This window comes from Paenibacillus phytorum (assembly GCF_013141715.1).
GTDB lineage: Bacteria > Bacillota > Bacilli > Paenibacillales > NBRC-103111 > Paenibacillus_E > Paenibacillus_E phytorum.
Genome location: NZ_WHOA01000116.1, coordinates 12,859 through 36,088, shown reverse-complemented (window position 1 = coordinate 36,088; position 23,230 = coordinate 12,859). Strand labels below are relative to the sequence as shown.

The window sequence follows — 23,230 nt, the reverse complement described above, 5'->3', positions numbered from 1 at the left end:
GAAATCCTCCTCAGTAACGGAACAGCTTGGTAGAAAGAACGGTGTTCCCGCTCTAATATGTTACCTTCATTATAGAACGATTCTCCTAGATATTTCTATCCTTTTATTGACAGATAAAGAGATTTGGTACGATTCTTACTCCAAAGTAGGTAATTTGATCTGCCTCTACATCCCGGAAAATGTGAAAAGTGTATGAAAAGAGTCATATTTCGACTTCAATTGACGAAAAATTTGGATGAACTTAATTGAATTTTTATGTTCCCATGCTAATCTACCTAAGTCTCTATGTAGAAAGCACGAGAGGGGCTGCGGAGTAATGAGTCATAAGGCTGATGCGGATATCGCCAAACATTCATCGTTACAGAAGGATACATTCGTACGCCAATTCATCGAGCAAGCTTGGGATCTGTTTAGCATATTTGATGTTTATGGAAATTTGACGTACGCCTCCAAGAATTTTAGTGAGGTGATAGGATTTATACCTAGTGACTTTCAGCAAGTGGTGGACTTTATCGATTCGGAATATGGTATGGATTTACATAAAATGTTTATCAAAACCTTGCAAACTTGCAGCAGCAGTAAGCTAGAATTTCGAGCGAGAAGTGCAAGTAAGAATATTATCTGGTTCGAGTGCACCGCGATTCCAATTCGTAATGACGAGGGTGTTCTAGCCGAGATTTCTTTCGTTCTAACGGATATCACGCTGCGCAAAAATCAAGAGAGCCGCCTTATTGCCATGGCTTATCATGATCCTCTGACAGGTTTGCCTAACCGGCGAATGTTTAAGGAGCATCTGCAGCAAATGCTTTTGAAAGCGAATCGGACGAAGAGACCGTTTGGACTTTTATACTTAGATATAGATGATTTCAAAGTGATTAATGATACGATGGGCCATGATGTAGGAGATGCGTTCTTGCAGGATTTCACTCACCGAATCAAAGGATGTCTCCGTGAGGTTGATATGTTTGCCCGCATGGGAGGCGACGAGTTCACCATCTTATTGCCCGCGGTGGATTGTAAGGAACACGTGGAAAGCGTGGCCCAGCGTATCGTTCGGTGTTTTGAACAGCCATGGGAAATACAGGGTCAACAGTTTCGCGCAACAGTAAGTATGGGGATTACGATGTACCGCTCGAATGAGACCGATGCGACTAGCATGATGAAGGAAGTAGATATTGCTCTATACAAAGTGAAGGGCAAAGGCCGTAATCACTACCAGTTTTATTAGAAACCGTTACTCGGAGCAGAATGCTCTCAAGTAACGTTTTTTTGTTATCCCCAATATTTACTCCTAGCACATTCCTATTGTTTCTAGCAAAATAGAGAGAAGCAGCTAGATACTAGAAATGGGAGGTGGCCGATGAATAAAGCCAAAAATCGATGGAGCAAATGCTTGATTATACTAGCCGCCGCGGGGCTTTTGACAATGGCAACAAGCTCAGAACCTCGTGTTAAGGCTGAAGCTAGCTCGTCTCAAGGGAAATTTACGATGTCCTATCTCTTCTTCGGGAGTCCAAATTCCTATACCTCGCAAGTGGATAAAAGCGGTCAGACCCTCGATGTTATCTCGCCTAGTTATTTTAATATCCAGGCAGACGGTAGTTTGCAGCTATCCGATTCTCTTCAGCCTTCCTTCATAACCGACATGCATGCGAGAGGGAAGAAGGTTGTCCCTTTTCTTAGCAACGATTTCGATAGGACGCTAGGTGAGAAAGCTATTGATAATCGTGAAGCGCTTGTGAATCAAATTGTAAAGGCTATCGAGGATAATAAGTTAGATGGCATCAATTTGGATATTGAGAATGTAGATGCAGCCTACCGGGATAAATATACGGATATGGTCAAAATGCTGCGCGATAAACTCCCGAGCCGGATGGAAGTATCCGTGGCTGTTGCAGCGAACCCTACAGGGACAACGAAGAGCTGGATTGCTTTGTATGATTACAAGGCATTAGCCGCGGTAAGTGATTACTTAATGGTCATGGCTTATGATGAAAGCTATCCTGGAGATCCAACTCCGGGGCCTGTGGCAAGCCTGCCCTTTGTCGAGAAATCGATTCAATACGCAGTATCGCAGGCACCAGCTGATAAAATAGTTCTTGGTGTTCCGTTCTACGGGCGGTACTGGAATCAAGATGCTGCCGCAAACGGCTCAGGTGTATCCGATCAGACACTGATGAACCTGATTGACATGTATAAAGGAACAGTGCGTTATGATGCTGTTAGCCAATCACCGGTAGCAACGTTTACGATAAGCCCAACCGATGCTGCGTCTAGTGTGTATGGGAATAAGCTCGGCCCCGGCGACTACACCGTGTGGTTCGAGAACGAACAGTCGCTCAAAGAAAAGCTGAAACTGGTAGACAAGTACAACTTGAAGGGAACTGGAAGCTGGAGCCTGAATCAGGAATCGTCTGATACATGGGACTATTACAGTCTGTGGTCGGATGGGTTTTACTTCGCCGACATGCAGAAGCATTGGGCGCAAGCTGACGTGCTGGCCGCTGCGAACCGAGGCTGGATGCTCGGTAAAGCCGCTGACCGGTTCGCGCCGGACGCGGCGCTCACGCGAGCCGAAGCCGCGACGATTATCGTGCGCGTGCTGGGCTTGAAAGCCGAGGCGGGAGCGATAGGCGCCTCGTTCAGTGATGTCCCTGCCACCCACTGGGCGTGGCAGGATATCCAGACCGCGAAGATGAGCGGGCTGATCCAAGGGATCAGCAGCGATCGCTTCGCGCCGGATCAGATCATGACGCGGGAGCAGATGAGTGTGCTGCTGTCCCGCGCTTTGAAGTTGACTTCGCAGGCCAGCGGCGGAGCTGCTGCGAAGGGCTTCACCGACGTGCCGGCAGGAAGCTGGTCGGCGGAGGCCATCGCTGCTATGAGCAGCAATGGCCTTGTCAACGGCTACGCGGACGGCACGTTCCATCCAAGCGCGTCGCTGACGCGCGGGGAGATGGCGGCGCTGCTCAGCCGCGCCCAGCCGCTGCTCACGAAGTGAGCCGGCTCTAGCAGAGAACCGCACCCTACTCCGGCTTGCCGAGTGGGGTGCGGTTCTTTGTTTTGCTTATCCAAGCGCTTAGGTTACTGCCTTGCCTCGCCGCTAATTCTCAGTTGCAACCAGATAGCTCCTCCAGCGTAAGGACCTACAAAGAAGAAGATAGCTTCCTTCAACGTCAGGCTCGGCAATGAGCAGATGTACCTCCACTGCCAGTAGCAGCAAAGAAGCTGATACTCCTTCGCCAAGTAGCCAGCGTTTCCAGTAACACTCGCTCCCAGTAGCTAAAAACAAATTTGATTTTCAACCGTTCAGCAGCATTGTAAATGGTTATGAGCTATAGTGGATACCAATGTTGTATTTTCTACAAGATAGGCGAGATTTAGGCAGCAATTGTTGCATTTTTTACAACATCATTCTGCCGCAAATAGGGATTCATTCATCCAGCAACTTCAGCGAGCATATATGACAATTGATCCCGATGAAAGACACCTTAATGTAGAGAAAGATGGATGAATGAATCGACAGTCACCTAAGTCTGCTTGGGAGCTGCTTCGAAGAAACCGATGCCTTCTTCTTTGCCCAGTTTGACGAAGGTTGTCTTTTCTTTGGGGCCGGGTTTATCTGTGACGAATTGACGGATATTTTTGACGTGGGCTTCGGCACTGGTGATACGATTACTGCCGATCTGCAGCATAGCGGATGAGGAAACGCCTAAAATACGGATATTTTGCACACGAATAAATGAGCCTAAGTTATCCACACACATTGTGAAGGGTTCCGGTGGCTGGGGGATGGGAAAGGGTCTTTGAAAAAAGGGATAAGCCTTGAAGCTTCCCTCATTCCCATAATAGAAGGGAACTTCACGTTGGACAGCGAAGACTCTTGTTTTTAGGGCTGTGTTGATGTTATCACCAACATGCATGATACTGCTAGAGCCTAAGTCATCGATATAGACATTGCCAACGATGGATAAGCGAGCCATGGGTTATTTCTCCGCTGGAAGTGGTACGAATGGAGAAATGATGACCGATTCGGGAGGCGTGTCGAACATGGAGGACAATGAAATGACTTCTGTATCGCCAATGAGAAATACCGAGGAACTGGCTACCCCGATGATTCGCACGTCACCTACGAAAAGTTGTTTGTTTTCCACATGTAAGTTCAGCATATTTTAGCCTTCCTTCCTTGGTAAACTGGATATGTAACTCTCAATTGCACTGATTATGTCTTGTTTTGTTTTCTCAAAGATGCTAGTTGTAACGGCCTCCATTGGTTCTTTGAAACCAACACCGCGGTATTGATTGACATAATGCTGAATGCGTGTGTCTAACTGTTTACGGATATCATCGATAATGAGGGCTTTGTAATCCTCGTCCAATGGATACTGATATTTGTTTTCCAGATTGTTCATATCGGCATGAACACCATATTGCAAATATTGTTCTATCCCGCTAGAGACCTCCTGCTGAATGCCAAAACCAGAGGTACTTCCTTTCCCCGGATCTTGACCTTGATGCCCCGTCCCTTTCCCCTGCCCCTGATCTTGCCCTTGTGCTCTTTGCCCTATACCTTCCCATGTACTTATCCCTTGCCCTTGACCTTGACTTTGTCCTTGCCCCTTCCCCTGAAAAAATGAACTCGCATCAGCTCCAGCATATTTGCCCATCGAGGCACCATTCACTGAGAGGTCATCGATATTGTCAAGTAAGCTGGGGCTGATACCGATTGTTAAGGTCCCGTCTAGCTTTTCGACTTTGAGTTGATCGAATTTATATTCAATTTTATCGATGTGGACGCCCTTCTGATTTTTCAAGGCGTTAAGGTCCGTTTGCAGTTTGGTTACCGTTTGTTCAAGCGTATCGATTCGCTGTTTTTGCATTTCAATATAGGCGGAGACCTGCTGGGCCCATTGCTGCCAAGTAATACAATTATGCATCTAGGAAAGGCACCTCCTTCCGGCTTCAATCAGTTGTAACTTGTGACTCCTAATACCAATGTCTATATCAAGTTGGCGGTGGTAAAGGAACCAGAGAAACTGGGTTGATTGCGTTTGCCCCAAGCTGTGGAGCGGATTCAACGAAGCCGCCTGTATTGTAAAGATTGGATAATGATCGGATAGATCCGGCGGTGCCAATTTGCAGAACGGAGGAGTTAGCCACTGAGTCCACTTTTAAATGCTGAATCATAATGGTCTGATGGATGGTCCAGTTCATTTTGGATGAACACCTCGCTCAGGTTAATAAATGAATTGATTTAAATGATTATTCCGCTGGCATTGTTTTCGATAAGGTCGGAATCGTTGGTTACGGTGGTGCTATAGGCATTATAGATACGAGGGAAGTCCCCGGTATTAAATGAGCCTGCTCCGGCAAAAGTTTTGGAGGAGCTAGTAGGTGCGATGATAAAGGAATCGCCGAAGTGGACGACGGAGCTCGGCCCCACGCTGATGATTTTGACATTCCCTACGATAGATGGCATAGTCGATCCCCCTTGCGCTTATCACAACTATAGTATATGAGGGTATTCGCCTAGAGGTGCCCTGTTTTTCATTTGGGTGTCACATCAGGGAGTAGGCACATATACTGCTAGTGAAAATGAGGTGATGGGCTTGAGCGGGTTTAATCGCCATCCTTGGTTAAAGTGGGAGCAAGTTGAGAAGTTCCTTGGGCAGAAGCTGCCTTTCGGTGAAAAAGGGCAGACCTTTCTAGATAATATGACGTGGGCCGAGGGATATGTACAGGACATGCTGAAAAAAGCGATGCCGGGTATGGATGCCAATCTCTCTTCCCAAGAATATGCGGGCTCAGAAATCTTTGAGACGCATGAACATGTCATTATTAAAGTGAAAATTGCCAAAGATGAAAATCCAAGAGCGCTTCAGGTGTTTGTGAAATCCAATCAGATTAAGGTAACCGGCTTTCTCAGCGGCAAGAACCGAATCATTAAGCTACCGACCCTTGTGCAGCCAAGGACGGCTAGAGTGAGCTACAAACAACGTCTGCTGCAGATCAAGGTGCGCAAGCGAGGCTTAAGGGAGAACTATGTTGAAGCGTACATCCGTTACTAGCAAGCCAGGAGGGGCGGAGTACATTGATTGCATGCAGACTCCTAGGTGAAAAACAAAAACCCTCAAGCCATATGGCTGAGGGTTATCCTTGTGTGACTATAGGACGCGGCGAGCGGTCATGTAACGGGACGACCAAGTTCCGCTGTTAATGTTAGTAATACGGACTCCGCCTGCACCGTATGTTTGCAGCAGGTTGCCGTTACCCATATAAATGGCTACATGGTTAATGACGCCAGGTTTGCCTGGAATAGAGAAAAACACGAGATCGCCTGTGCGTAGGTTGCTTCTGGATACGTAGCTTCCGACATGGGATTGCTGCTTAGAGGTCCGCGGCAGGTTTACGCCAACCCGCTTGAACACGTATTGAGTGAAGGAAGAGCAGTCAAATGTTCGCGTTTGACCCGCTTTAGCACCGAATTGATAAGGTCTTCCCAAATAGTTTTTACCGATCGAAATGACTTGACTGCCGCGAGAAGTTGCTGTGATTGAGGCATCAATGGCCTCCGCTGCCCCGGCTTGATGGGGCGCGCTCACCATTCCTGCAGAAAGTCCTATGGAAACGGTCAATGCCGCTATGACTAGTTTCTTGTACCACGTTGGTTGTTGGTTTTTCATCTGGTTTGCCTCCTTAGAGTTTTCGTAAGCCTATGCTGAGTTTTCATTAGAAAACTTGATTTGCATGACTCTTCTACTGAGCTAACTTGGGCGTTCGTCCACCTAAGCCCAAGTATACCAGATGAAATTCCACCTAACATTTACCTTGTAACCCTGAGATCAGTGGTATGAAAGGTGTTAAGGTGAATTCTGAGAATATGATGAGAATCCCATTATAATGTTTTTATTGACACGTTTTTGGCAGCGTAATCAATGCGGTAGTTCCTTGACCTAAACAGCTTTTGAGCTGAATAGTCCCTTCATGCTTCTGAACGATATGCTCCGCAATAGCCAGTCCCAGACCCACTCCGCCTTGCTTGCGATTCCTTGCTTTATCCGTCCGATAGAAGCGGTCAAAAAGGTGCGGTAAGTCACTTTCCGCGATGCCAATACCTTGATCTATGACTTCGATAGTGACCCACTTGCTCTCTGTGACGCCGATTTTCAACACGACCATTTGCTGGCTGTATTTGAGTGCATTATCTAGCAAAATAATGAGAAGCTGCCTGATCTTATAGGGATCTCCGTTCATATGAAGCTCTTTCAGGTCTTGCTCGATCTGCACCTCAATCTCTCTGCTAGAGGTAACTCTAAGCGAGGCTGCGGTTTGCTGGGCAATCGGAAGGAGATCGAAGGTGCTCTTTTGTTCACAGTCTTCTCGCTCTTTATCGGTAAGAGAAAGCAGATTTTGCGTGAGAATCTTCAGCTGGGCTGATTCGGAGATGATGGCTTCGAGCGCTTCTTCACGCAGCTTGTCATCTCGGAAAGCCCATCTTCGCAATAAGCTAGCGTAGCTCTCAATGATCGTGAGCGGCGTACGCAGCTCGTGTGAGGCATCCGCAAGGAATTGCTCCTGCTTTTGAAACATTTCCTGCAGCCTATCAATCATTCTATTAAATGTTGCGCCAAGCATGATTAACTCATCATTTGTGAGCTTTTCAGGCATGGGGATGTGCCTAAATGAGCCGCTTTTTTCAATGTTTTGCATCGTGGTAACTAGCTGCTGAAGCGGACGAAAGAGCACATTCGTGTAGAAATAACCCCCAAGGAGAGCTAATATCAGCGCACCTGTGGAAGTTAATAAAAGAATAGAAATGAGCATGCGGGAGTATTCGCCCAACCTTCGCAAGTTGCGTCCAATTTCTAAAATAGCCACCTGATGACCTTCTTTGTACACAGGCATTTTCACGAATATAAAAATTCCGTCGGGCGCCGTTTCTATGATGACTGTTTCTTTGTCTACATAATCGGCAGAATAGCTGAGCAGCTTGGGGTCGGAATAGATTTGGTAAACCACCTTTGAATCGGGAGCAATATAACGTACCATTTCTTGCGGAATGAGGAGTTCTTCCATCTGCGAGTTATTCTGCCAAAACTCAGGATGATTAGGCAAATCCTTCAGAATGAGGGTGCGGGCTTTTTCTTTCAGCAGCTCGACTTCGCCCTTGGTTGTAACTCGAATGAACATATAGTAGACAAAAATGAAGCTGAAAAAAAGGATCAACATCAGTCCTGCAGAAACCCACAGTGTGATCTTCAGCTTAAGGCTCATGAGGGGGTCTGCCCGTCTTTGGGGACAGCTTCACCAGTTGAATCGTCCGCCTCTTTGCTTGAGGAAGGTTCAACTTTCAGCAAGTAGCCGATACCGCGTATCGTCTGAATGAGCTTGGAAGAGAAGGGCTTGTCCACCTTTTGCCGCAAATATCGGATATACACGTCAACCACGTTCGTATCTCCTACAAAATCATATCCCCAAACCTCCGAAATGATCTGCTCCCGCGACATCACTTCGTCCTGGTGTTGAATCAAGAAGCGCAGTAAATCAAACTCCGTAGGCGTTAATTCGATCGGTGTACCTTCTCGGGTAACGGCTCTACTCTTTAAATCCATGCTTAGATCATCCACTTTCAGCAAATGAGGCTGCTCTACTGGCTGGTCCTGCAAGCTTCTTTGGCGAAGTAGACTGCGAATACGGGCGAGCAGTTCGATCGTGGCAAAAGGCTTCGTCACATAGTCGTTAGCGCCTTGGTCAAGTCCGCTGACACGGTCCGGGACGGCATCGCGTGCCGTCAGCAGGATAATGGGAAGGGTAGAATTTACCTGCCGTATGCGGCGAAGCACCTCTAGACCGCTAAGCTCCGGCAGCATCACGTCAAGAAGGATAAGCTCCCAGTCCTCTGACTCGTTTAAGGCTGCATTTAGTCCAGAGCGTCCATCTGCTCTTGTATGTACCTCATAGCCTTCATGCTCCAGCTCCAACTGAAGCACCCTGGCAATGCGTTCTTCGTCCTCAATTAGCAATATGCGGCTCATGGCGGATAGATTTCACTCCTAACGGCTCGCTGATGGTCAGCGGTGTCGATTCGTTCTTTATTTTCTCTATTCGGTACATTTACATACATGAGGCGATCAGGACCTTTCAGGCAGCCAGAAAATTTCTTCGCATTTGATAAAAGATTGCAGAAATTCAGAATCTACAGCGATCTGCGAACGGTAAGCGAGAAGGGCGCGCCACTTGCAATAGGCCTGGGCGAGATTCAGTGGTTGGCGAACAGGGGGCGGCCACGGCAAGTAAAGAGGGATACGTTTTCCTTCGAACTCATGCGCTTGAAAGGGTTGTTCAGGTGTGATGCCTCTTGGCCAAGGCCACTGAGAATCAGGTCCACTGTGGATAACATAGGTATATACTGTACTTGGGTAATGCAGCAGTGATACAGCTTCCATCACAAATGCATTCGCGGCCTTATGGTCCAAATGACCATCCGCAGCATCCGTCACATAAATCTCAGAAGGCTGCATGATCGAGATCAGTGTCATCGTGTCACGGAGGGCGCTATCTTTGCGGTAAGGAGCTGGATAACCATAAACAAGTGAGTGAAAGTCGGGTGTCAGCATCCCATAGGTTGAACTGCGCTGTGTGAATGGCTGCTGATACGGGATGTTTCCTACAGTGTTATAAACACGATCAAGTCCTGCATCAGGGTAGCCAAGGAAGGTAAGGTCCATGGGGCTAAGTCCAATAAGCGCTGCGGCATTGTAAGCTTCGAGCTGTCGAACACGACTGAGTTCCAAATAATCCGCAGGTCCAAGCTCCTCAGGTCGTTTGTGTAATAAATAGGATGCGGCTTTCGGATAACCGTCTCCATTGGTAAAGAACACAACATGTACCCGTTTACCGGCAGCGATGGCTTGCATAATAATGCCGGCAGTTCCGAGTATTTCGTCATCGGGATGGGGAGCAAATACTAGAATATCAACAGGATAGGGCCGTAGATTCGAGGATGCCACCCAGTAACGTAAGTCATCTTTCAACGAAAATTCCTCCCATACATGGTGTCAGCAAGCTGATATCAATGTATGTAGGCAGAAGCGGAATCGTTCAAGTAACGTGATCTTCTTGTTTACTTCCAGGCTGGGAATAAAGGCTTTGTTGGAGCAGGCATCTCCAGTCCGCCAATAAAGGCGCTGCCCAATCCCCATGCAATGATCATCCATAGAAGGAAGACCCACGCGTGCTTGCGATGGCCTTTTTTGAACCAGTAAGACATTTGCTGTATGGTTACAAGGATAGACACAATCGTGAGTAGCGACCATTTTATCCACATTTAATCTGTCAACTCCTCCTCCTTTAAATAATAGGGAGCACCGAGGGCTCCCATTTGAGGAATATTCGCAGATACCTCCAAGCGAACCTCTTGCTCCGGAAAAAGTGTGTCCCAATTCTTTTCGGATTTTTTCCATATTTTTGGATACTTCTGATAAAGGGTGTGCCCTAGTCCGATGCTGTCCGTTTTATAAGTCTTTTGCAGTGTTATCAATAACTTTTGATACATGTTTGTGATTTCTTGTTCAAATGATTCATTGAGCTCATTGATATGAGTTGGATTACTGATATCTACCGTAGTTCGATTGTCCATGATATGTCCAGATGCCGAGATGACCAGCATAAACTGAGGCTGATCCTGAACTACTTTTACTTTTTTGTGGACAGTTAATTTATCGATTCGAACAGAGAGAGAACCTTTTTGATCCGAAATTCTCACCTTCACATCACCATTAGGCTCATTCCCTAATATTGTTGAAAGTGCGACGGCTTCATTGCCGTCTACGTAACCTACTAAGGCATGATTTTTGAATAAAGCAATGCTATCTAAAATAATTTTATCGTCTTTTTTGTCCTTGGAAAAAGCAGCTGCAATGGGCTCAATGCCTGGGGCAGCCGAGGATGCGAAAAAATCTCGGAGCATCGTAGGAATTTTCATTTTACGAGCGATGATTTCACGCATAGCCTCTTCCTTGGTTGCTTCCAGCGAATAGCTCGTTTCGGCCAGACTTTTAGCATCTGTATCCCGGGCGATAACGAGATATGTGCGTAATCTATTTTTAGGATTACGCGTAATATAATCCATTAAGGGAGCAAGGTTCTTGCTGGCCAACGTATCGCCAACGATGAGAATGCGCCGGTGCGATAGCAGAACATCTCTAGAAAGCTTTCGCTCCAATTGGGTAACAATCGATTCAATGTCTGTACCCGAGCTGACCACAGACATATAGGTTTTCTGCTTGGAGCCTCCACCGGCGCTGGCTTGTCCAGCGCCGATTGTTTTCGGAATAGCGACCTGTAAATAACCTTTATACCCTCCTGTGAAAGGGTCTAAATCTAAAGCGCTAAGCTGCATAATAGCGATATCATTAATCTCTTTACGATCCCAGCAGCCTGTTAAACACAAAACCATTACGATAGAGATTACGTGAATCAAGCGATTGCTCATTCTGGGATCTTCCCTTCGTTAGGCGGCTCTGATTTATTCGGACGAAGTGAAGGAGGAAAGGTGTCAAATGGCTCCCTCGCTAAACGTTGATTTTTGGGCAGGCGAACCTTGTTTTTAAATTCAGTTTGGCCGGGATCACGGCTTAGCAGCCAATGGGGCAGACGGACCAGGAAATCTTTTAATCCAATTACACTCAAAGGAGCTACTGGGGTAAGATAGGGAACACCGATAGAGCGAACACCTGTTAGATAAATAGCAAGAGCAAAAAGTCCGAGCAGAATTCCTATGAACCCCAGCGTTCCGGCTAGGATGAGGAGAAGCAAGCGCATGATGCGAATCGAGAAGGTCATGTTGTACCTTGGAATCATGAAGGAAGCTATTCCGGTTACGGAAACAACAATGACCATAGGCGTAGAGACGATGCCGGCCTGAACAACGGCTTGTCCAATGACTAAACCGCCGACGATGCTGACGGTTTGCCCCATGATCCGTGGTAGTCTGAGGATGGCTTCGCGCAGTGCCTCAAATGTAATTTCCATGATCAAAGCCTCCACCAAAGCAGGGAAGGGCGAGGCTTCGCGGGCTCCGGCAACAGACAAAAGCAGGTTTGTAGGCAGCATTTCTGGATGGAAAGTTGTGATAGCTACATACAAGGAAGGCAAGAGAAGAGCTAGCATGATGGAGATGGCACGGATAAAACGAATGAAGGTGGCACTGGTGAACGTCAAATAGTAATCTTCACTCGATTGGAATGCTGACCAGAATGTAAAGGGAGCGATCAAGACGAAGGGCGTGTTGTTGGTGAAAATGGAAACCTTGCCTTCGAGCAAAGCGCCTGCAACGACATCTGGTCTTTCGGTATATTCCATCGTTGGAAAAAGGCTAAACGGATGATCGCGTATCATTTCCTCGATATAATTACTCTCTAGGACGGCATCAATGCGGATGGCTCCTATTCGTTTAACGACCTCCTTCACGATGTTTTCTTCCGCGATACCGTCCAAATAAACAAGTCGCACTTCCGTTTGGCTAAGCGTACCTATTTGCCATGTTTTCATGCGCAATTTGTCCGTTTTCAGTCGTCTCCGCAGCAAAGCAATATTCGTCTCCAGCATTTCAGTAAAGCCTTCTCGCGGTCCACGAACAACGGATTCTGTTTCAAGCTGTTCAATGTTGCGATGCGGCATAGAAGCTTGATTCGCAAGCATCACCTTCTGCCGCCCTTGCTCCGCAATCATAACAAAGCCCGAAAGAAGCCCTTGAATCATAGCCTCAAAAATGTCGGTTTCCATCACTTCAGGTGTAAAAATGCCAGTAGAATTCGTAATTGCTGCTTGCTGTGTCAGAGGTTGTATAATTTCTCGTTCAATTCGTTTCGCATCCACTAGGCCGGAAATATACGCAACAAGCGTGAGATGGATTTGTACAAACACCAAGTCAGGATCGTAATCAAAATGAACATTGATATCTGTTTGAAGCTGTTTGGTATCAATGAGATCTGTTGCAGGAGTACTTTGATTCACGCCGAACCCTCCTTGGAAAACTCGCTTGTACGTTTAAGCGCTAGTTTTTTTGGGTATCCCAGTCACAATGAAAACAATGAGCGGAATGAGGATAAACAAGGGAAGCTCAATGATCCAAGGCACAATTTTCAACCCTACGAAAATATGGCTGGAAATGTTTTTAGCTGTGTAGATCGAGATAAACCAAATGAGCAAGGATATCGGAAAGATAACCACGCGATGGTTATCTATTTTCCATTGTGCTGCAATGGTTGTGCAAGCCGCGTAGGCATAAATGATAATTTTGAATAAACCGCCCGTGATGAAAGTAGTCACCACAAACGGATCCAGATTATCAATAAAGTCGGCGATTCGAATTAACTGAAAAGCGGTAAGCAATGGGTAAAAAGAGCGATAAAATAAATCAGGCCCTAACGTACAGACGGCAATGATGTCTAAGATAACAAAAACAGCTCCAACCAAAAGGGAAGAAAAAAGGGCTGCTTTCCGAAATTTAAGAGGTCGAACGGTTAATTTCCAGAACACGGAGAACGCAATCATTTCACCAAACGTCGTGGTTATGCCAAGTGGGAATACGGTAACACCAATACGTTTCCAATCGGACGCCACAGGGGTAAGCCACGAGAAATCAATGACATTCGAGAAGGCCAGTAAAATAAACTGGGTACATGTAAACAGGAATACGATAATAATACTAAGCTCAGCCAACCGTGCAATCCGTTCAATACCCGCGTAGCAGGCATAGGCGACCAATGCAAGTAATAACAGCATTAAGAGCGGAGTCGGTGTACTTGGCAGCAGGAATGTTTCCATTAATTCGCCAAGATCACGCAGGATTCTTCCTGCTTCGTAAATGAAGGCAAATATATAAAATGAAGTAAAAATTTTGCTGATGTAGCGGCCAAATGTTTTATGAAGCAGAGAAATGAGCGTTTCCTCAGGAAACCGCTCGTACATGCGCGTGTACATCCACACGACGCTTATTCCAATAAGCGCACTAATTAAAGCAGCAAGCCAAGCATCCTGCTTAGCGCCTCCGGCAAAGCCGAATACAACGGTTGTGCCCAGTTGAAATAAGAACATGAGACAGAAGGTTTGCCATGTCGAGAGTACTTGGACCATATAGAACCCTCCTGACGTGTTTTCCCTTATTATTTTCAGAAAGGAACAGAAATATCCTTACTTTCCTTAATTATCCGCCCAGTCTTTAGGGGAGTGCCTCGTTAGCGTTCATTAGCCTAGTCCGCGTTCATCCTTTGTGACATAAAATAACTTATAGAAGACTAATGAAGGAGTAGGACAAATGAGTATATCTCCGAAAAAGAAGTTGCGAATCAAATCCAACCAGAAAGTAGCGATTTTACTGCAAGACCACGATGCTACCGCAAGAGTCTATGTAGAGATTCAAGGGGAGCTCAAATCGCGGGAGGTTATGGTTGAGGCGCTAAAACGTTTAGAAGACGGATTGATCTACGCAGACGAGAATTGTACAGAGTTAATCGAGAGTGAGTATATTGAAGTTTTCCCTAAAAAAACCCCGTATCGCCGAGAAGAAGAGGATTTCATCTTCCTCATTGACCGTGCGTATGCAGAAGACTACGTCGTATCAGCCAAAATCATCAAATAAATATGAAAAACCCCTTATCGATAGATCTGAGGCCGAAGCCTTCGAGAACTGTCAATAAGGGGTCTTTTTCAATTAATAATATTAGTTTTTATTTACAATTGGAGCTGTCTCTACGGAAGTCAAACGGTCATAGAAATCTACAAAGTTATTTCTTTCATCTGAGCTAAGCTGAGCCATAGCCGTACGCGGATGCTCATCAAGCGCTCCCACGATCATGTAAGGAATGAGATAGCCCCAATCCCATTTTTGACGCATAGTAATCATGTGTTTCTCGATAATTTCTAGTACGGGACGAATGTCGTAACGTGCTCCTTTTAAATAGCTAAGAAGTAGTTCCGTCGTACAGTTCCCTGCTGCGCGGCCCATTCCATAAACGGAGGAATCAAGGAAAGTCACGCCTTTGGAAGCACCGGCAATTGTGTTTGCGAAAGCAAGCTGCAGGTTGTTGTGCATATGTAAGCCAAGTTCTTTCTCAGGAAGCAGACGTTGGAACTTCGTTACGAGGTAGTCAATGTCTTTATGATCCATGCTGCCGTAGGAGTCTACGATATAGACAACGTCAACGGGGCTTTTATTGATTTCTTCGAAAGCTTCAACTAATTCATTTTCCATAACGTGGGAAAGCGCCATGATGTTAATTGACGTTTCGTAGCCCATACTATTAAACTTTTGAACAAGCTCAAGGCCTTTATCAACGTCTTTGATGTAACAAGCAACGCGGATCAGATCAAGTAAGCTGTCTTCACGAGGTAAAATGTCGTTCTCATCGACACGGCCGATATCTACGAGAGCAGATAGTTTCGTATCGGTCTTTTTGGTAATAACGTCACGAAGGAAGGATTCGTTCAAGAATCTCCAAGGACCGGATGCTCCGCCTTTAAGCAGTTTTTCCGAGTTTTTATAACCAATTTCCATATATTCTACACCGGCTGCACTTAAGCCGCGATACATGTCTTTGACAAATTCCACGCTAAAATCCCAATCGTTCACCAAACCGCCGTCCCGAATCGTACAATCCAAAATCTTGTGTTGATGCTGCTTAACCATACTCGTATTGCCCCTTTCGACTGCTTATATCGCTTCTGATTTTGCTATATTATCACTTATCCTGAGGCAACTTGTCAATGAATGTCACTTAATAAACATGTGTCTGGTCCTTCGAACGTAAAGGAAACTTATCCTTCTAAGTATAGACGCGTATGCCGCCTGCATAAGATTGCGATAGTATTCGATATGCCGATGAAGGAGTGAGACGAATGCCAACCTACCTAAAACCCCACTTAACTCCGAATCAGATGCTGTCTATCGTCAGAAGCGGACTCGGCAAAACGAAAACGCCCAAAAAATGATCGTGGTTGGAGCTGGGATATCCGGTCTAGTTGCGGCGTCGTTATTGAAGGAGGCCGGACATCACGTTACCGTTCTTGAAGCGAGCGAAAGAGTTGGCGGGCGCATTCGAACGATACGGGGACCCTTTACCGAAGGGCAGTATTTTGAAGCGGGAGCTATGCGTTTTCCCGAAACATATTACCTCGTTAATGTCTACATCCATAAATTCAGCCTGCCAATCCGTGCATTTATCAATGAAACACCAAATGACCTCATTTATGTCAACGGCATTAAAACCCGTGTTCATCTATATGAACGGCACCCAGATTTATTAAATTATCCGGTAGCTCCGGGTGAAAAGGGGGGAAACAGCCCGAGAGATGTTTGATAGGGCGATACAGCCGGTTCTCGCATTCATCCGTCAGAATCCGGATAGAAATTGGCCTTTGTTCGTCAAGGAGTTCGATAAATATTCACTGTACAACTTTTTGAAATTGTACCCCTATGAGCCATGCACCACATTCTCAAGCGGAGCGATCGAAATGATGGGGGTACTTCTCGATTTGGAGAGCACAATGAACGATGCTTTCACAGGAACCATCCTGCAGAAGCTTGCCGCCTGGGGAGAGGATATCCGATTTCACGAGATTCCGGGTGGTAATGACCTGCTGCCGCGGGCATTTCTCCCACAATTGCAAGATGAGATTCAATTTGAACGAAAAATGACGAAAATTGTACAGAACAAGGACAGCGTAACCATCCACTCGATCCAGTCGAACACGATAGATCGGCACAGCGTTACTGGAGATTTTGCCATTGTGACGATTCCTTTTTCGATATTGCGCTTTGTAGAAGTGGAACCCCGCGAATCTTTTTCCTATCATAAATGGAAAGCGATTCGCGAGCTGCATTACGAAGCTTGTACCAAGATCGGACTTGAGTTTAAAAGCAAATTCTGGGAAAAGGAAGGTATCTTCGGTGGAAAAACTGTGACGGATTTGCCGATCCGATTCGTTTATTATCCAAGCTACGGAATAGGTACGCCCGGTCCTGCAGTTATTTTGGCAAGTTATACGCGAGAGGACGATGCTTTACGTTGGGGCGGTCTGACGGAAGAAGAGCGTATCCGGAATGCGCTGAACAACTTGGCAATCATCCATGGCGAAGATGTATACCGTGAATTTATTAGCGGTGTCTCCTTTGATTGGAGTAAAGATCCTCAATCTCTTGGCTGTTTCGCTATGTATACGCCTCAACAGGCGACAGAGCTAGGCCCCTACATTGCCCTCCCCGAGGGGAGGGTTCACTTTGCCGGCGATCATACGTCAGCTATGAGTGGCTGGGTTGAAGGCGCGATTGAGTCCGGTATTAGAGTAGCGTACAATGTAAATGAGCTTCCTATTAATGGATACGGATTTTAAAATTTGGCCAAGATGTAGCTCCATATGGTCTCGGGGGAGAATGCCTTATGAATCGAAACGAGTGGTCATCAGCGAAAGAGGTTGCCGTGAAAGCCGCATGGAAAGCAGGGGAGCTGGCAAGAGAACGATTCGGGGGCAAGTTGACCATTCAGCATAAGGATGATCGCGGCGATTTGGTCACCGAAGTAGATGTGCAGGCTGATCGTTTGATTGTGGAAGATATCCTGGCGGTATTTCCGAGTCATCGTATATATAGTGAAGAAGCGGGTGAAGGAGGGGCAGCCAGCGATTGGGTATGGCATGTCGATCCTCTGGATGGAACGAATAATTTCGCCTTGGGGATACCGCTTTATGGGGTTTGCATCTCTCTGAGCTATCAGGGACAAATTGTCCTAGGGGTAATCCATGATTCGGCTCTAGGGTTAAATTATGTTGCTGTTAAGGGCGAAGGTGCGTGGCAGGAGGATTTTAAGCTTGAGGCGAAGCCGAAGGGTCCGTTGGTCAAGTCAACAATTTCATGGATTCAAGGCCATGGGGTTGGCAAGGACGATCACAAAGCGTTGGGACTAAGACATCATCTAGAGTATTCGGTTAAAAGAGTGCTGCGCTTGTGGGCACCTTCTCTGACCTGGGCGATGCTCGCCAGAGGCGACTTGCATGGTGTCGTGCTGTACAACTCCGAAGGTGAGGATTTGTACGCGGGCTTGCTGCTCGCGCAGGAGGCTGGCGTGAAGGTGACAGATTTCGCGGGTAATCCGGTGGCTATGCTTGGGGGCTCGGGTGCAGGGGCTTGTAGAGGGACAAGTTCGGGTTCTAATGCGAGTGCAAGTGCGAGTGCGAAGGAAAGTACAAATGCAGGTGTAAGTACAAGCTCCGAAGTGGGGATAGAGATGGCACAGGCAGTTTACTTGGTGGCTGCTGCGCCGGAATATCATGCAGAGCTGCTGGCATTCGTGCAGGAAGCCATCAAAGTAGAATAATGTGGGAATAAAATGCAGATGATAATGGCATACTTTGCATGTTGAGGAAGAAAGGATGCTATGCGATGAAGAGCTTTGTTCCTATATTTTTTGAATTTGATAAGGAGCGGGATGCGCTCCTTGCGCTTGATACGCTGGACGAGCTCGGCTACAAGCCGGAACTCCTGGGCGGAGATATGTCCACTGTGCACATCCATCTTGATGCACAGGAGATAACGTCTGCGCTAGAAATTGCGCAATCGCACGGCGGGCGCTTAGTGGATCGCCCGCAGGCTGAGTCAGAGCCAGCGATATACAACATGGCGTACGATCTGGAGGGTTCCATCCGTATTCCGGCCCACACCGTGAATGAGGATTGGTCCGAGAGCTACGCCGAGGCGAACGTATCGCCCGTAACCGACGCAGTACCGAGCGAGGAAGAGGCGGCCTTTGATCCGTCCGCTGACGATTACAACCATTTCAGCGCCGGTATCCGGATGTGAAATGGGGTGGGGGAGGCTGCGCGGGAGCTGCGCTAGCGTGTGCGAATTCTGGCGCGAGTGAGCCGCGCGTGGCACGCGAACCCAGCGCGAAAACCGCGTGAGGCGCGCGAAAGCAGAGTCATAGCGATGGAAAACATCGCTATCTCGCGCCCGCGACCGAGCAGCCCCGCCATAAGGATGGAAATCATCCTTATGGTAAACCAGCTTCGCCGCCTACCCTCAAAAATCCCACATATCCACTCATCCGTGGACGCTCCCAAGCACTAACCCGAAACGGGTTAGTGCTTTTTTGGGGTGAATTAGGAAAGTAAGTTGTACTGTGTACAACAATTTCCTTGATTTCACCTAGGTAAGCTCAGGAATGTTGTAGGTTGTACAACAATTTAGCCTTTTTATAGGCTATAGAGCCACTTTTGGCTGGAACTGTTGTATTTTCTGCAACATTCGCGCGGGAAACCTCGATTAGCTTGCCTATTGTTGTACAACGTACAACATTCCATGGATTAGCAAGCGCTTTGGGTGCAATTTGCTTTGCATCAGCCTTGCAAACACTCTCGCCAAAGGACCGAGTATGCCGATTATTTTAGTTTATTTATTTTCATCTTCCACTCCTTCCTAGGCATCCGCCTTTTTATTGTAGATACCACAGAATTCGTAACCTTTACCATCATTTCCGCGTCTGGTGAAATAAGGAAGTAAATTTGTGGAGGAGTGATTCGGATGAGACGCATGGTAGAGATTGTTTTGGTGGCAGCAATAATAAGTGTGATGACCGGATGCATGGATGAGCAAACAAAAGGTGTCACGGGTACAAACAGCAGCAGTCCACAACCGACTTCAATGATCCCTCCTACAGCATCTCCAGCACCATCAACGCCAATCTCCCCAACACCAGCACTCACGCCAGCTCCAACTAAACAGGTGCCTCTCCCTACTTCTACTCCTAGTGTCAAACCAAGTCCAACTTCATACGCCAAAGAAGCCGACGCGAAAAAAGCCATCGAAAAACAAGCCAAAGAAACGATACAAGCGCTGAAGGAGCAGGATCTGAAAAAGCTCGCAGAGCTGATCCATCCGAAGAAAGGTGTACAATTCTCGCCGTACTCCTATATTCATGTATCGAGTGATGTCCAGGTTCTAGGCAGCGGGCTTGCAGCCCTTTGGGCAAATACCAGCACGACACACTGGGGCGATTACGACGGTTCAGGTGATCCCATTGATCTCACTTTTCCCGACTATTGGGATAAATTCGTCTATAACGAAGATTTTGCAGCCGCACCACAAATAAGTTATAACATTATTCTTGGCAAAGGGAATATGATTAATAATGTATTCAGTGTATATCCGACGACTTCAGCGATTACGGTGGAGTATCATTATCCCGGTCTAGATCCGCAGTATCAGGGGATGGATTGGACCAGTCTGCGGCTTGTTTACGAGAACTCAGGCTCTCAGTGGTATCTAGTTGCAATTGTCCATGACCAGCATACGATGTAATTCCATTTTTCAATTTTAATAAAACGTCTAAAAACCGTATTAAATCTCAGTTTTTCCGGGGTATAGTTCGGTTTTTCTGTTTTTTTTTTAAATAAATCATTGACAGGTTCCGTCGAATGTCATATTCTTATCCCATAAAACCGAGTAACATCGTAGGAATTAAGGAGATGATTCTAGTGAATAACAATTTAGTGACCGCATTTCAATCCAACTGGGTCAGCCTAGTCGTATCAATTATCATTATCGGGGTCCTCGTCTTATTGGCGAAGAAAAGAGTTAGCTTTGGTAACCGCGTTTTCATTGGTTTAGGACTTGGTTTAGTAGCAGGGGTAGCTTTTAATCAACTGGGGCTTCAATTTAAAAGTGTTAGTACGATCGGAACGATCTATGTAAATTTGATCAAAATGCTCGTTATGCCTTTAGTACTTATTCTTGTCATAAACAGTATTTCATCGTTATCAAGTCTAGGTCAGCTGCGTAAACTGGGTTTGAAAACGATCGGTTGGTTCTTGCTAACAACAGGGATCGCGGCGGTGATCGGTTTGGTTGTCGCCTTGGCGATTGATCCGGGTAACGGAATTGCACAGGCAGTACCGAAAGATTTTAAAGCAAGAGAAATTCCTACGTTTTCACAGGTTATTCTGGACTTGGTACCTTCCAATCCAATTAACGATATGGCGACTGGGAAAGTTGTACCGGTTCTGATCTTCGCGATTTTTGTTGCTGTAGCCATTGTACATGTCGGCTCGAAAAAGCCGGAAAGTGTAGCAGCCGTTAAATCGTTTATTACATCAGCAACAGCTGTGATCCACCAAGTAGTTAAGTATGTTATTCGTCTGACACCTTATGGGGTGTACGCGTTAATCGCAGCGATGGCTGCCAAATATGGTTTGGATACACTTGCTCCTCTGGCTAAAATTATCCTTACTTCTTATGTAGCTTTGATCATTCACTTCGTGTTGATCTTCGGTGGTTTGGTTCTTTTCGTGGCAAAAGTAAACCCAATCAAATTCTTCAAAAAGGCTTATCCGACAATTGCTGTCGCATTCACAACACGAAGCAGCTATGCAACGCTGCCTGTGAATTTGGAAGTAATTACGAAGCGCCTTCGCGTATCACCGCGTATTGCAAGCTTCGTGGCACCGCTTGGGGCAACGATGAACTTCAACGGCTGCGGCGGGGTTTGGCCGGCGGTTGTGGCTATTTTCGTAGCAAAGGTCTACAATCTTCCGCTTGGCGTTCCTGAATACTTGATTCTTATCTTGGTTAGTGTGGTTTCCTCCATTGGTGTGGCCGGCGTTCCAGGTCCAGCTGCGATTTCGACAACAGTTGTACTTACAGCTTTAGGCTTACCTTTGGAAGGTATGGGTCTTGTGCTTGGTGTTGAGGCGCTGATCGACATGGGTCGTACAGCGGTTAATGCTACAGGAACAACGGTTACGGCATTGCTCGTGGCTGAGTCTGAGGGAGAATTCGATCGTGCAGCATTTGATCGTGACGAAGAAGATGACCTCGATGTGGCTACAGCATAATCAATGAACAAAAGGAAGAAGGACCTGCATCTTAGGATGCGGGTCCTTCTTTTTTATGCCTGCTGAGCAGCATTTTTGCCAGCCATATAGCCAGTAGAAAATGCAGCGGTAATGTTATAACCGCCTGTATAGCCGTGAATATCGAGGATCTCACCGCAGAAATAAAGCCCGTTCACCAGCTTAGACTGCATCGTGCTCGGATCGATTTCTTTAAGCTGAACGCCGCCGCCTGTGACGAAGGCTTCCTCTATGGAGAGTGTTCCTTTGACGATAACAGGGAAGGCTTTCATCAATTTGCACAGCTCGAGCCATTTTTGCTTCGGGATGTTATCGTACGTAAGTTGATCATCTAAGCCAGATTTCTCGAGCATGATTGGGATTAATCGATCGGATAAAAGCGTCTTAAGGACGTTTTTGATCGCTTTCTTGGCGTCAGCTTTGGCGAGAGCCATGCTTTGGTTGTAAACGTCGTCCGTGCTTTGATCCGGGAAGAGGTCAACGGTTAAAAGTACTTCCTTACGCTCTGACTTGTTGAGCTCCTTCACGACGAATTGACTGCAGCGCAGCGCAATCGGCCCTGACAAACCAAAATGAGTAAATAACATATCGCCGCGATGTGAAATAATCGATTTCCCTTTGGCGTTCCATACGCTGAGTGTCACGTCCCGCAAGGAAAGTCCTTGCAGCTCACGGCTGCGGATAAAAGCTTCCTTCGAGGTTAACGGAACCTCGGTCGGAAACAGCTGCGTGATGGTGTGCCCACCAGCTTCGGCCCAAGCATAACCGTCTCCTGTCGAGCCGGTATGCGGCACAGAGCATCCGCCGGAAGCAATGATGACAGCTCTGCTGCTCATCGTTTCGCCGGACTGCAGACGAACGCCTTGGACACTGCCGTCCTTGTATAAGACCTGTTTGACCGGACTATTCGTCCGGATCTCAACACCTTGCCTGCGAACTTGGCCGATCAACGCGTCTACGACGGTTTTGGCCTTGTCGCTGATGGGAAACATTCGACCGTTGTCTTCTTCCTTCAGGCGGATGCCGAGATTTTCAAAAAAATCAATGATATCCTTGTTGCTGAAATGAGTTAAAGCACTATATAAGAAGCGCCCGTTGCCTGGAATATGCTTGATCAATTCATCCATATCTTTGTTGTTCGTTACGTTGCATCTGCCGCCGCCGGATATCCCGAGCTTACGCCCCAGCTTGTCCCCTTTATCCACCAGAAGCACCTTCGCGCCATCCACACTCGCGGCAATGCTGGCCATAAGCCCAGCGGAACCGCCGCCAATTACAATTACATCATATGTCATTCGAATAAAGCCCCTACATCGCATATTTTGAC

General features: G+C 46.7%; 23 protein-coding genes and 1 pseudogene. 9 read left to right on the top strand and 15 right to left on the bottom strand.

Annotated elements, in window-relative coordinates; genetic code table 11:
* Positions 1 to 316: 316 nt before the first annotated feature.
* Both GC098_RS17430 and GC098_RS17425 read left to right on the top strand, forming a co-directional pair.
* Complete coding sequence (locus GC098_RS17430) at positions 317 to 1,228, top strand: sensor domain-containing diguanylate cyclase (protein WP_171644396.1); 912 nt, start codon at positions 317 to 319, stop codon at positions 1,226 to 1,228.
* Positions 1,229 to 1,360: 132 nt separating this feature from the next.
* Complete coding sequence (locus GC098_RS17425; RefSeq protein ID WP_171644395.1) at positions 1,361 to 3,001, top strand: S-layer homology domain-containing protein; 1,641 nt, start codon at positions 1,361 to 1,363, stop codon at positions 2,999 to 3,001.
* A gap of 529 nt (positions 3,002 to 3,530) precedes the next feature.
* On the opposite strand, the gene GC098_RS17420 is transcribed toward GC098_RS17425, so the two are convergent.
* The 5 genes from GC098_RS17420 to GC098_RS17400 form a co-directional block, all read right to left on the bottom strand.
* The gene (locus tag GC098_RS17420; RefSeq protein WP_171644394.1) at positions 3,531 to 3,983 is read right to left on the bottom strand and encodes a spore germination protein GerPE; all 453 of its coding nucleotides are present in this window, start codon (positions 3,981 to 3,983) and stop codon (positions 3,531 to 3,533) included.
* 3 nt (positions 3,984 to 3,986) lie between these two features.
* The gene (locus GC098_RS17415) at positions 3,987 to 4,169 is read right to left on the bottom strand and encodes a spore germination protein GerPD (RefSeq protein ID WP_281367086.1); all 183 of its coding nucleotides are present in this window, start codon (positions 4,167 to 4,169) and stop codon (positions 3,987 to 3,989) included.
* A 3-nt stretch (positions 4,170 to 4,172) separates the two neighbouring features.
* Positions 4,173 to 4,937: a spore germination protein GerPC gene (gerPC, locus tag GC098_RS17410; protein ID WP_171644393.1), complete on the bottom strand. Its 765-nt coding sequence runs from the start codon at positions 4,935 to 4,937 to the stop codon at positions 4,173 to 4,175.
* A 67-nt stretch (positions 4,938 to 5,004) separates the two neighbouring features.
* Positions 5,005 to 5,214, bottom strand: coding sequence for a spore germination protein GerPB (locus GC098_RS17405; protein ID WP_171644392.1), 210 nt, complete (start codon positions 5,212 to 5,214; stop codon positions 5,005 to 5,007).
* Positions 5,215 to 5,254: 40 nt separating this feature from the next.
* Positions 5,255 to 5,479, bottom strand: a complete 225-nt coding sequence (locus tag GC098_RS17400) for a spore germination protein (RefSeq protein WP_171644391.1) — start codon at positions 5,477 to 5,479, stop codon at positions 5,255 to 5,257.
* A gap of 130 nt (positions 5,480 to 5,609) precedes the next feature.
* Here GC098_RS17400 and GC098_RS17395 point away from each other — a divergent pair, with 130 nt between their 5' ends.
* The gene (locus GC098_RS17395; RefSeq protein WP_171644390.1) at positions 5,610 to 6,068 is read left to right on the top strand and encodes an Hsp20/alpha crystallin family protein; all 459 of its coding nucleotides are present in this window, start codon (positions 5,610 to 5,612) and stop codon (positions 6,066 to 6,068) included.
* A 96-nt stretch (positions 6,069 to 6,164) separates the two neighbouring features.
* Here GC098_RS17395 and GC098_RS17390 read toward each other — a convergent pair whose 3' ends face one another.
* The 8 genes from GC098_RS17390 to GC098_RS17355 all read right to left on the bottom strand — a co-directional run bounded on the left by GC098_RS17390 (position 6,165) and on the right by GC098_RS17355 (position 14,139).
* Complete coding sequence (locus GC098_RS17390) at positions 6,165 to 6,683, bottom strand: C40 family peptidase (RefSeq protein WP_171644389.1); 519 nt, start codon at positions 6,681 to 6,683, stop codon at positions 6,165 to 6,167.
* Positions 6,684 to 6,906: 223 nt separating this feature from the next.
* Entirely contained in the window at positions 6,907 to 8,274 is a 1,368-nt protein-coding gene (locus GC098_RS17385) for a sensor histidine kinase (RefSeq protein ID WP_171644388.1), read from the bottom strand.
* Entirely contained in the window at positions 8,271 to 9,035 is a 765-nt protein-coding gene (locus GC098_RS17380; RefSeq protein ID WP_171644387.1) for a response regulator transcription factor, read from the bottom strand. The genes GC098_RS17385 and GC098_RS17380 overlap by 4 nt, the downstream gene beginning before the upstream one ends.
* Positions 9,036 to 9,131: 96 nt before the next feature.
* Positions 9,132 to 10,034: a PIG-L deacetylase family protein gene (locus GC098_RS17375; RefSeq protein ID WP_171644386.1), complete on the bottom strand. Its 903-nt coding sequence runs from the start codon at positions 10,032 to 10,034 to the stop codon at positions 9,132 to 9,134.
* 89 nt (positions 10,035 to 10,123) lie between these two features.
* Entirely contained in the window at positions 10,124 to 10,327 is a 204-nt protein-coding gene (locus tag GC098_RS17370; protein ID WP_171644385.1) for a hypothetical protein, read from the bottom strand.
* Positions 10,328 to 11,494 carry a Ger(x)C family spore germination protein gene (locus GC098_RS17365; RefSeq protein WP_171644384.1) on the bottom strand — a complete coding sequence of 389 codons (1,167 nt, stop codon included), beginning with the start codon at positions 11,492 to 11,494 and terminating at the stop codon, positions 10,328 to 10,330.
* Positions 11,491 to 13,017 (bottom strand): spore germination protein, encoded by a 1,527-nt coding sequence (locus GC098_RS17360; RefSeq protein ID WP_171644383.1) that lies wholly within the window; start codon positions 13,015 to 13,017, stop codon positions 11,491 to 11,493. The genes GC098_RS17365 and GC098_RS17360 overlap by 4 nt, the downstream gene beginning before the upstream one ends.
* Before the next feature lie 33 nt (positions 13,018 to 13,050).
* Positions 13,051 to 14,139, bottom strand: a complete 1,089-nt coding sequence (locus GC098_RS17355; protein WP_171644382.1) for a GerAB/ArcD/ProY family transporter — start codon at positions 14,137 to 14,139, stop codon at positions 13,051 to 13,053.
* 181 nt (positions 14,140 to 14,320) lie between these two features.
* On the opposite strand from GC098_RS17355, the gene GC098_RS17350 reads away from it, so the two are divergent.
* Positions 14,321 to 14,644 (top strand): hypothetical protein, encoded by a 324-nt coding sequence (locus GC098_RS17350; protein WP_171644381.1) that lies wholly within the window; start codon positions 14,321 to 14,323, stop codon positions 14,642 to 14,644.
* 81 nt (positions 14,645 to 14,725) lie between these two features.
* On the opposite strand, the gene GC098_RS17345 is transcribed toward GC098_RS17350, so the two are convergent.
* Positions 14,726 to 15,691, bottom strand: a complete 966-nt coding sequence (locus GC098_RS17345) for an aldolase catalytic domain-containing protein (RefSeq protein ID WP_171644380.1) — start codon at positions 15,689 to 15,691, stop codon at positions 14,726 to 14,728.
* A 209-nt stretch (positions 15,692 to 15,900) separates the two neighbouring features.
* Between GC098_RS17345 and GC098_RS17340 the strand changes: the two are divergent.
* The 5 genes and pseudogenes from GC098_RS17340 (at position 15,901) to GC098_RS17320 (ending at position 21,885) form a co-directional block, all read left to right on the top strand.
* Positions 15,901 to 17,394 (top strand): annotated as a pseudogene (locus GC098_RS17340) (flavin monoamine oxidase family protein).
* Between the two features lie 47 nt (positions 17,395 to 17,441).
* On the top strand, positions 17,442 to 18,374 hold the full coding sequence (locus GC098_RS17335) for an inositol monophosphatase family protein (protein WP_171644379.1): 933 nt from the start codon (positions 17,442 to 17,444) through the stop codon (positions 18,372 to 18,374).
* Positions 18,375 to 18,439: 65 nt separating this feature from the next.
* Complete coding sequence (locus GC098_RS17330) at positions 18,440 to 18,856, top strand: hypothetical protein (protein ID WP_171644378.1); 417 nt, start codon at positions 18,440 to 18,442, stop codon at positions 18,854 to 18,856.
* Between the two features lie 720 nt (positions 18,857 to 19,576).
* Positions 19,577 to 20,353, top strand: coding sequence for a hypothetical protein (locus tag GC098_RS17325; protein ID WP_171644377.1), 777 nt, complete (start codon positions 19,577 to 19,579; stop codon positions 20,351 to 20,353).
* A gap of 176 nt (positions 20,354 to 20,529) precedes the next feature.
* Entirely contained in the window at positions 20,530 to 21,885 is a 1,356-nt protein-coding gene (locus GC098_RS17320) for a dicarboxylate/amino acid:cation symporter (protein ID WP_171644376.1), read from the top strand.
* Between the two features lie 53 nt (positions 21,886 to 21,938).
* Here GC098_RS17320 and GC098_RS17315 read toward each other — a convergent pair whose 3' ends face one another.
* Positions 21,939 to 23,198 (bottom strand): BaiN/RdsA family NAD(P)/FAD-dependent oxidoreductase, encoded by a 1,260-nt coding sequence (locus tag GC098_RS17315; RefSeq protein ID WP_171644375.1) that lies wholly within the window; start codon positions 23,196 to 23,198, stop codon positions 21,939 to 21,941.
* Between the last annotated feature and the right edge of the window lie 32 nt (positions 23,199 to 23,230).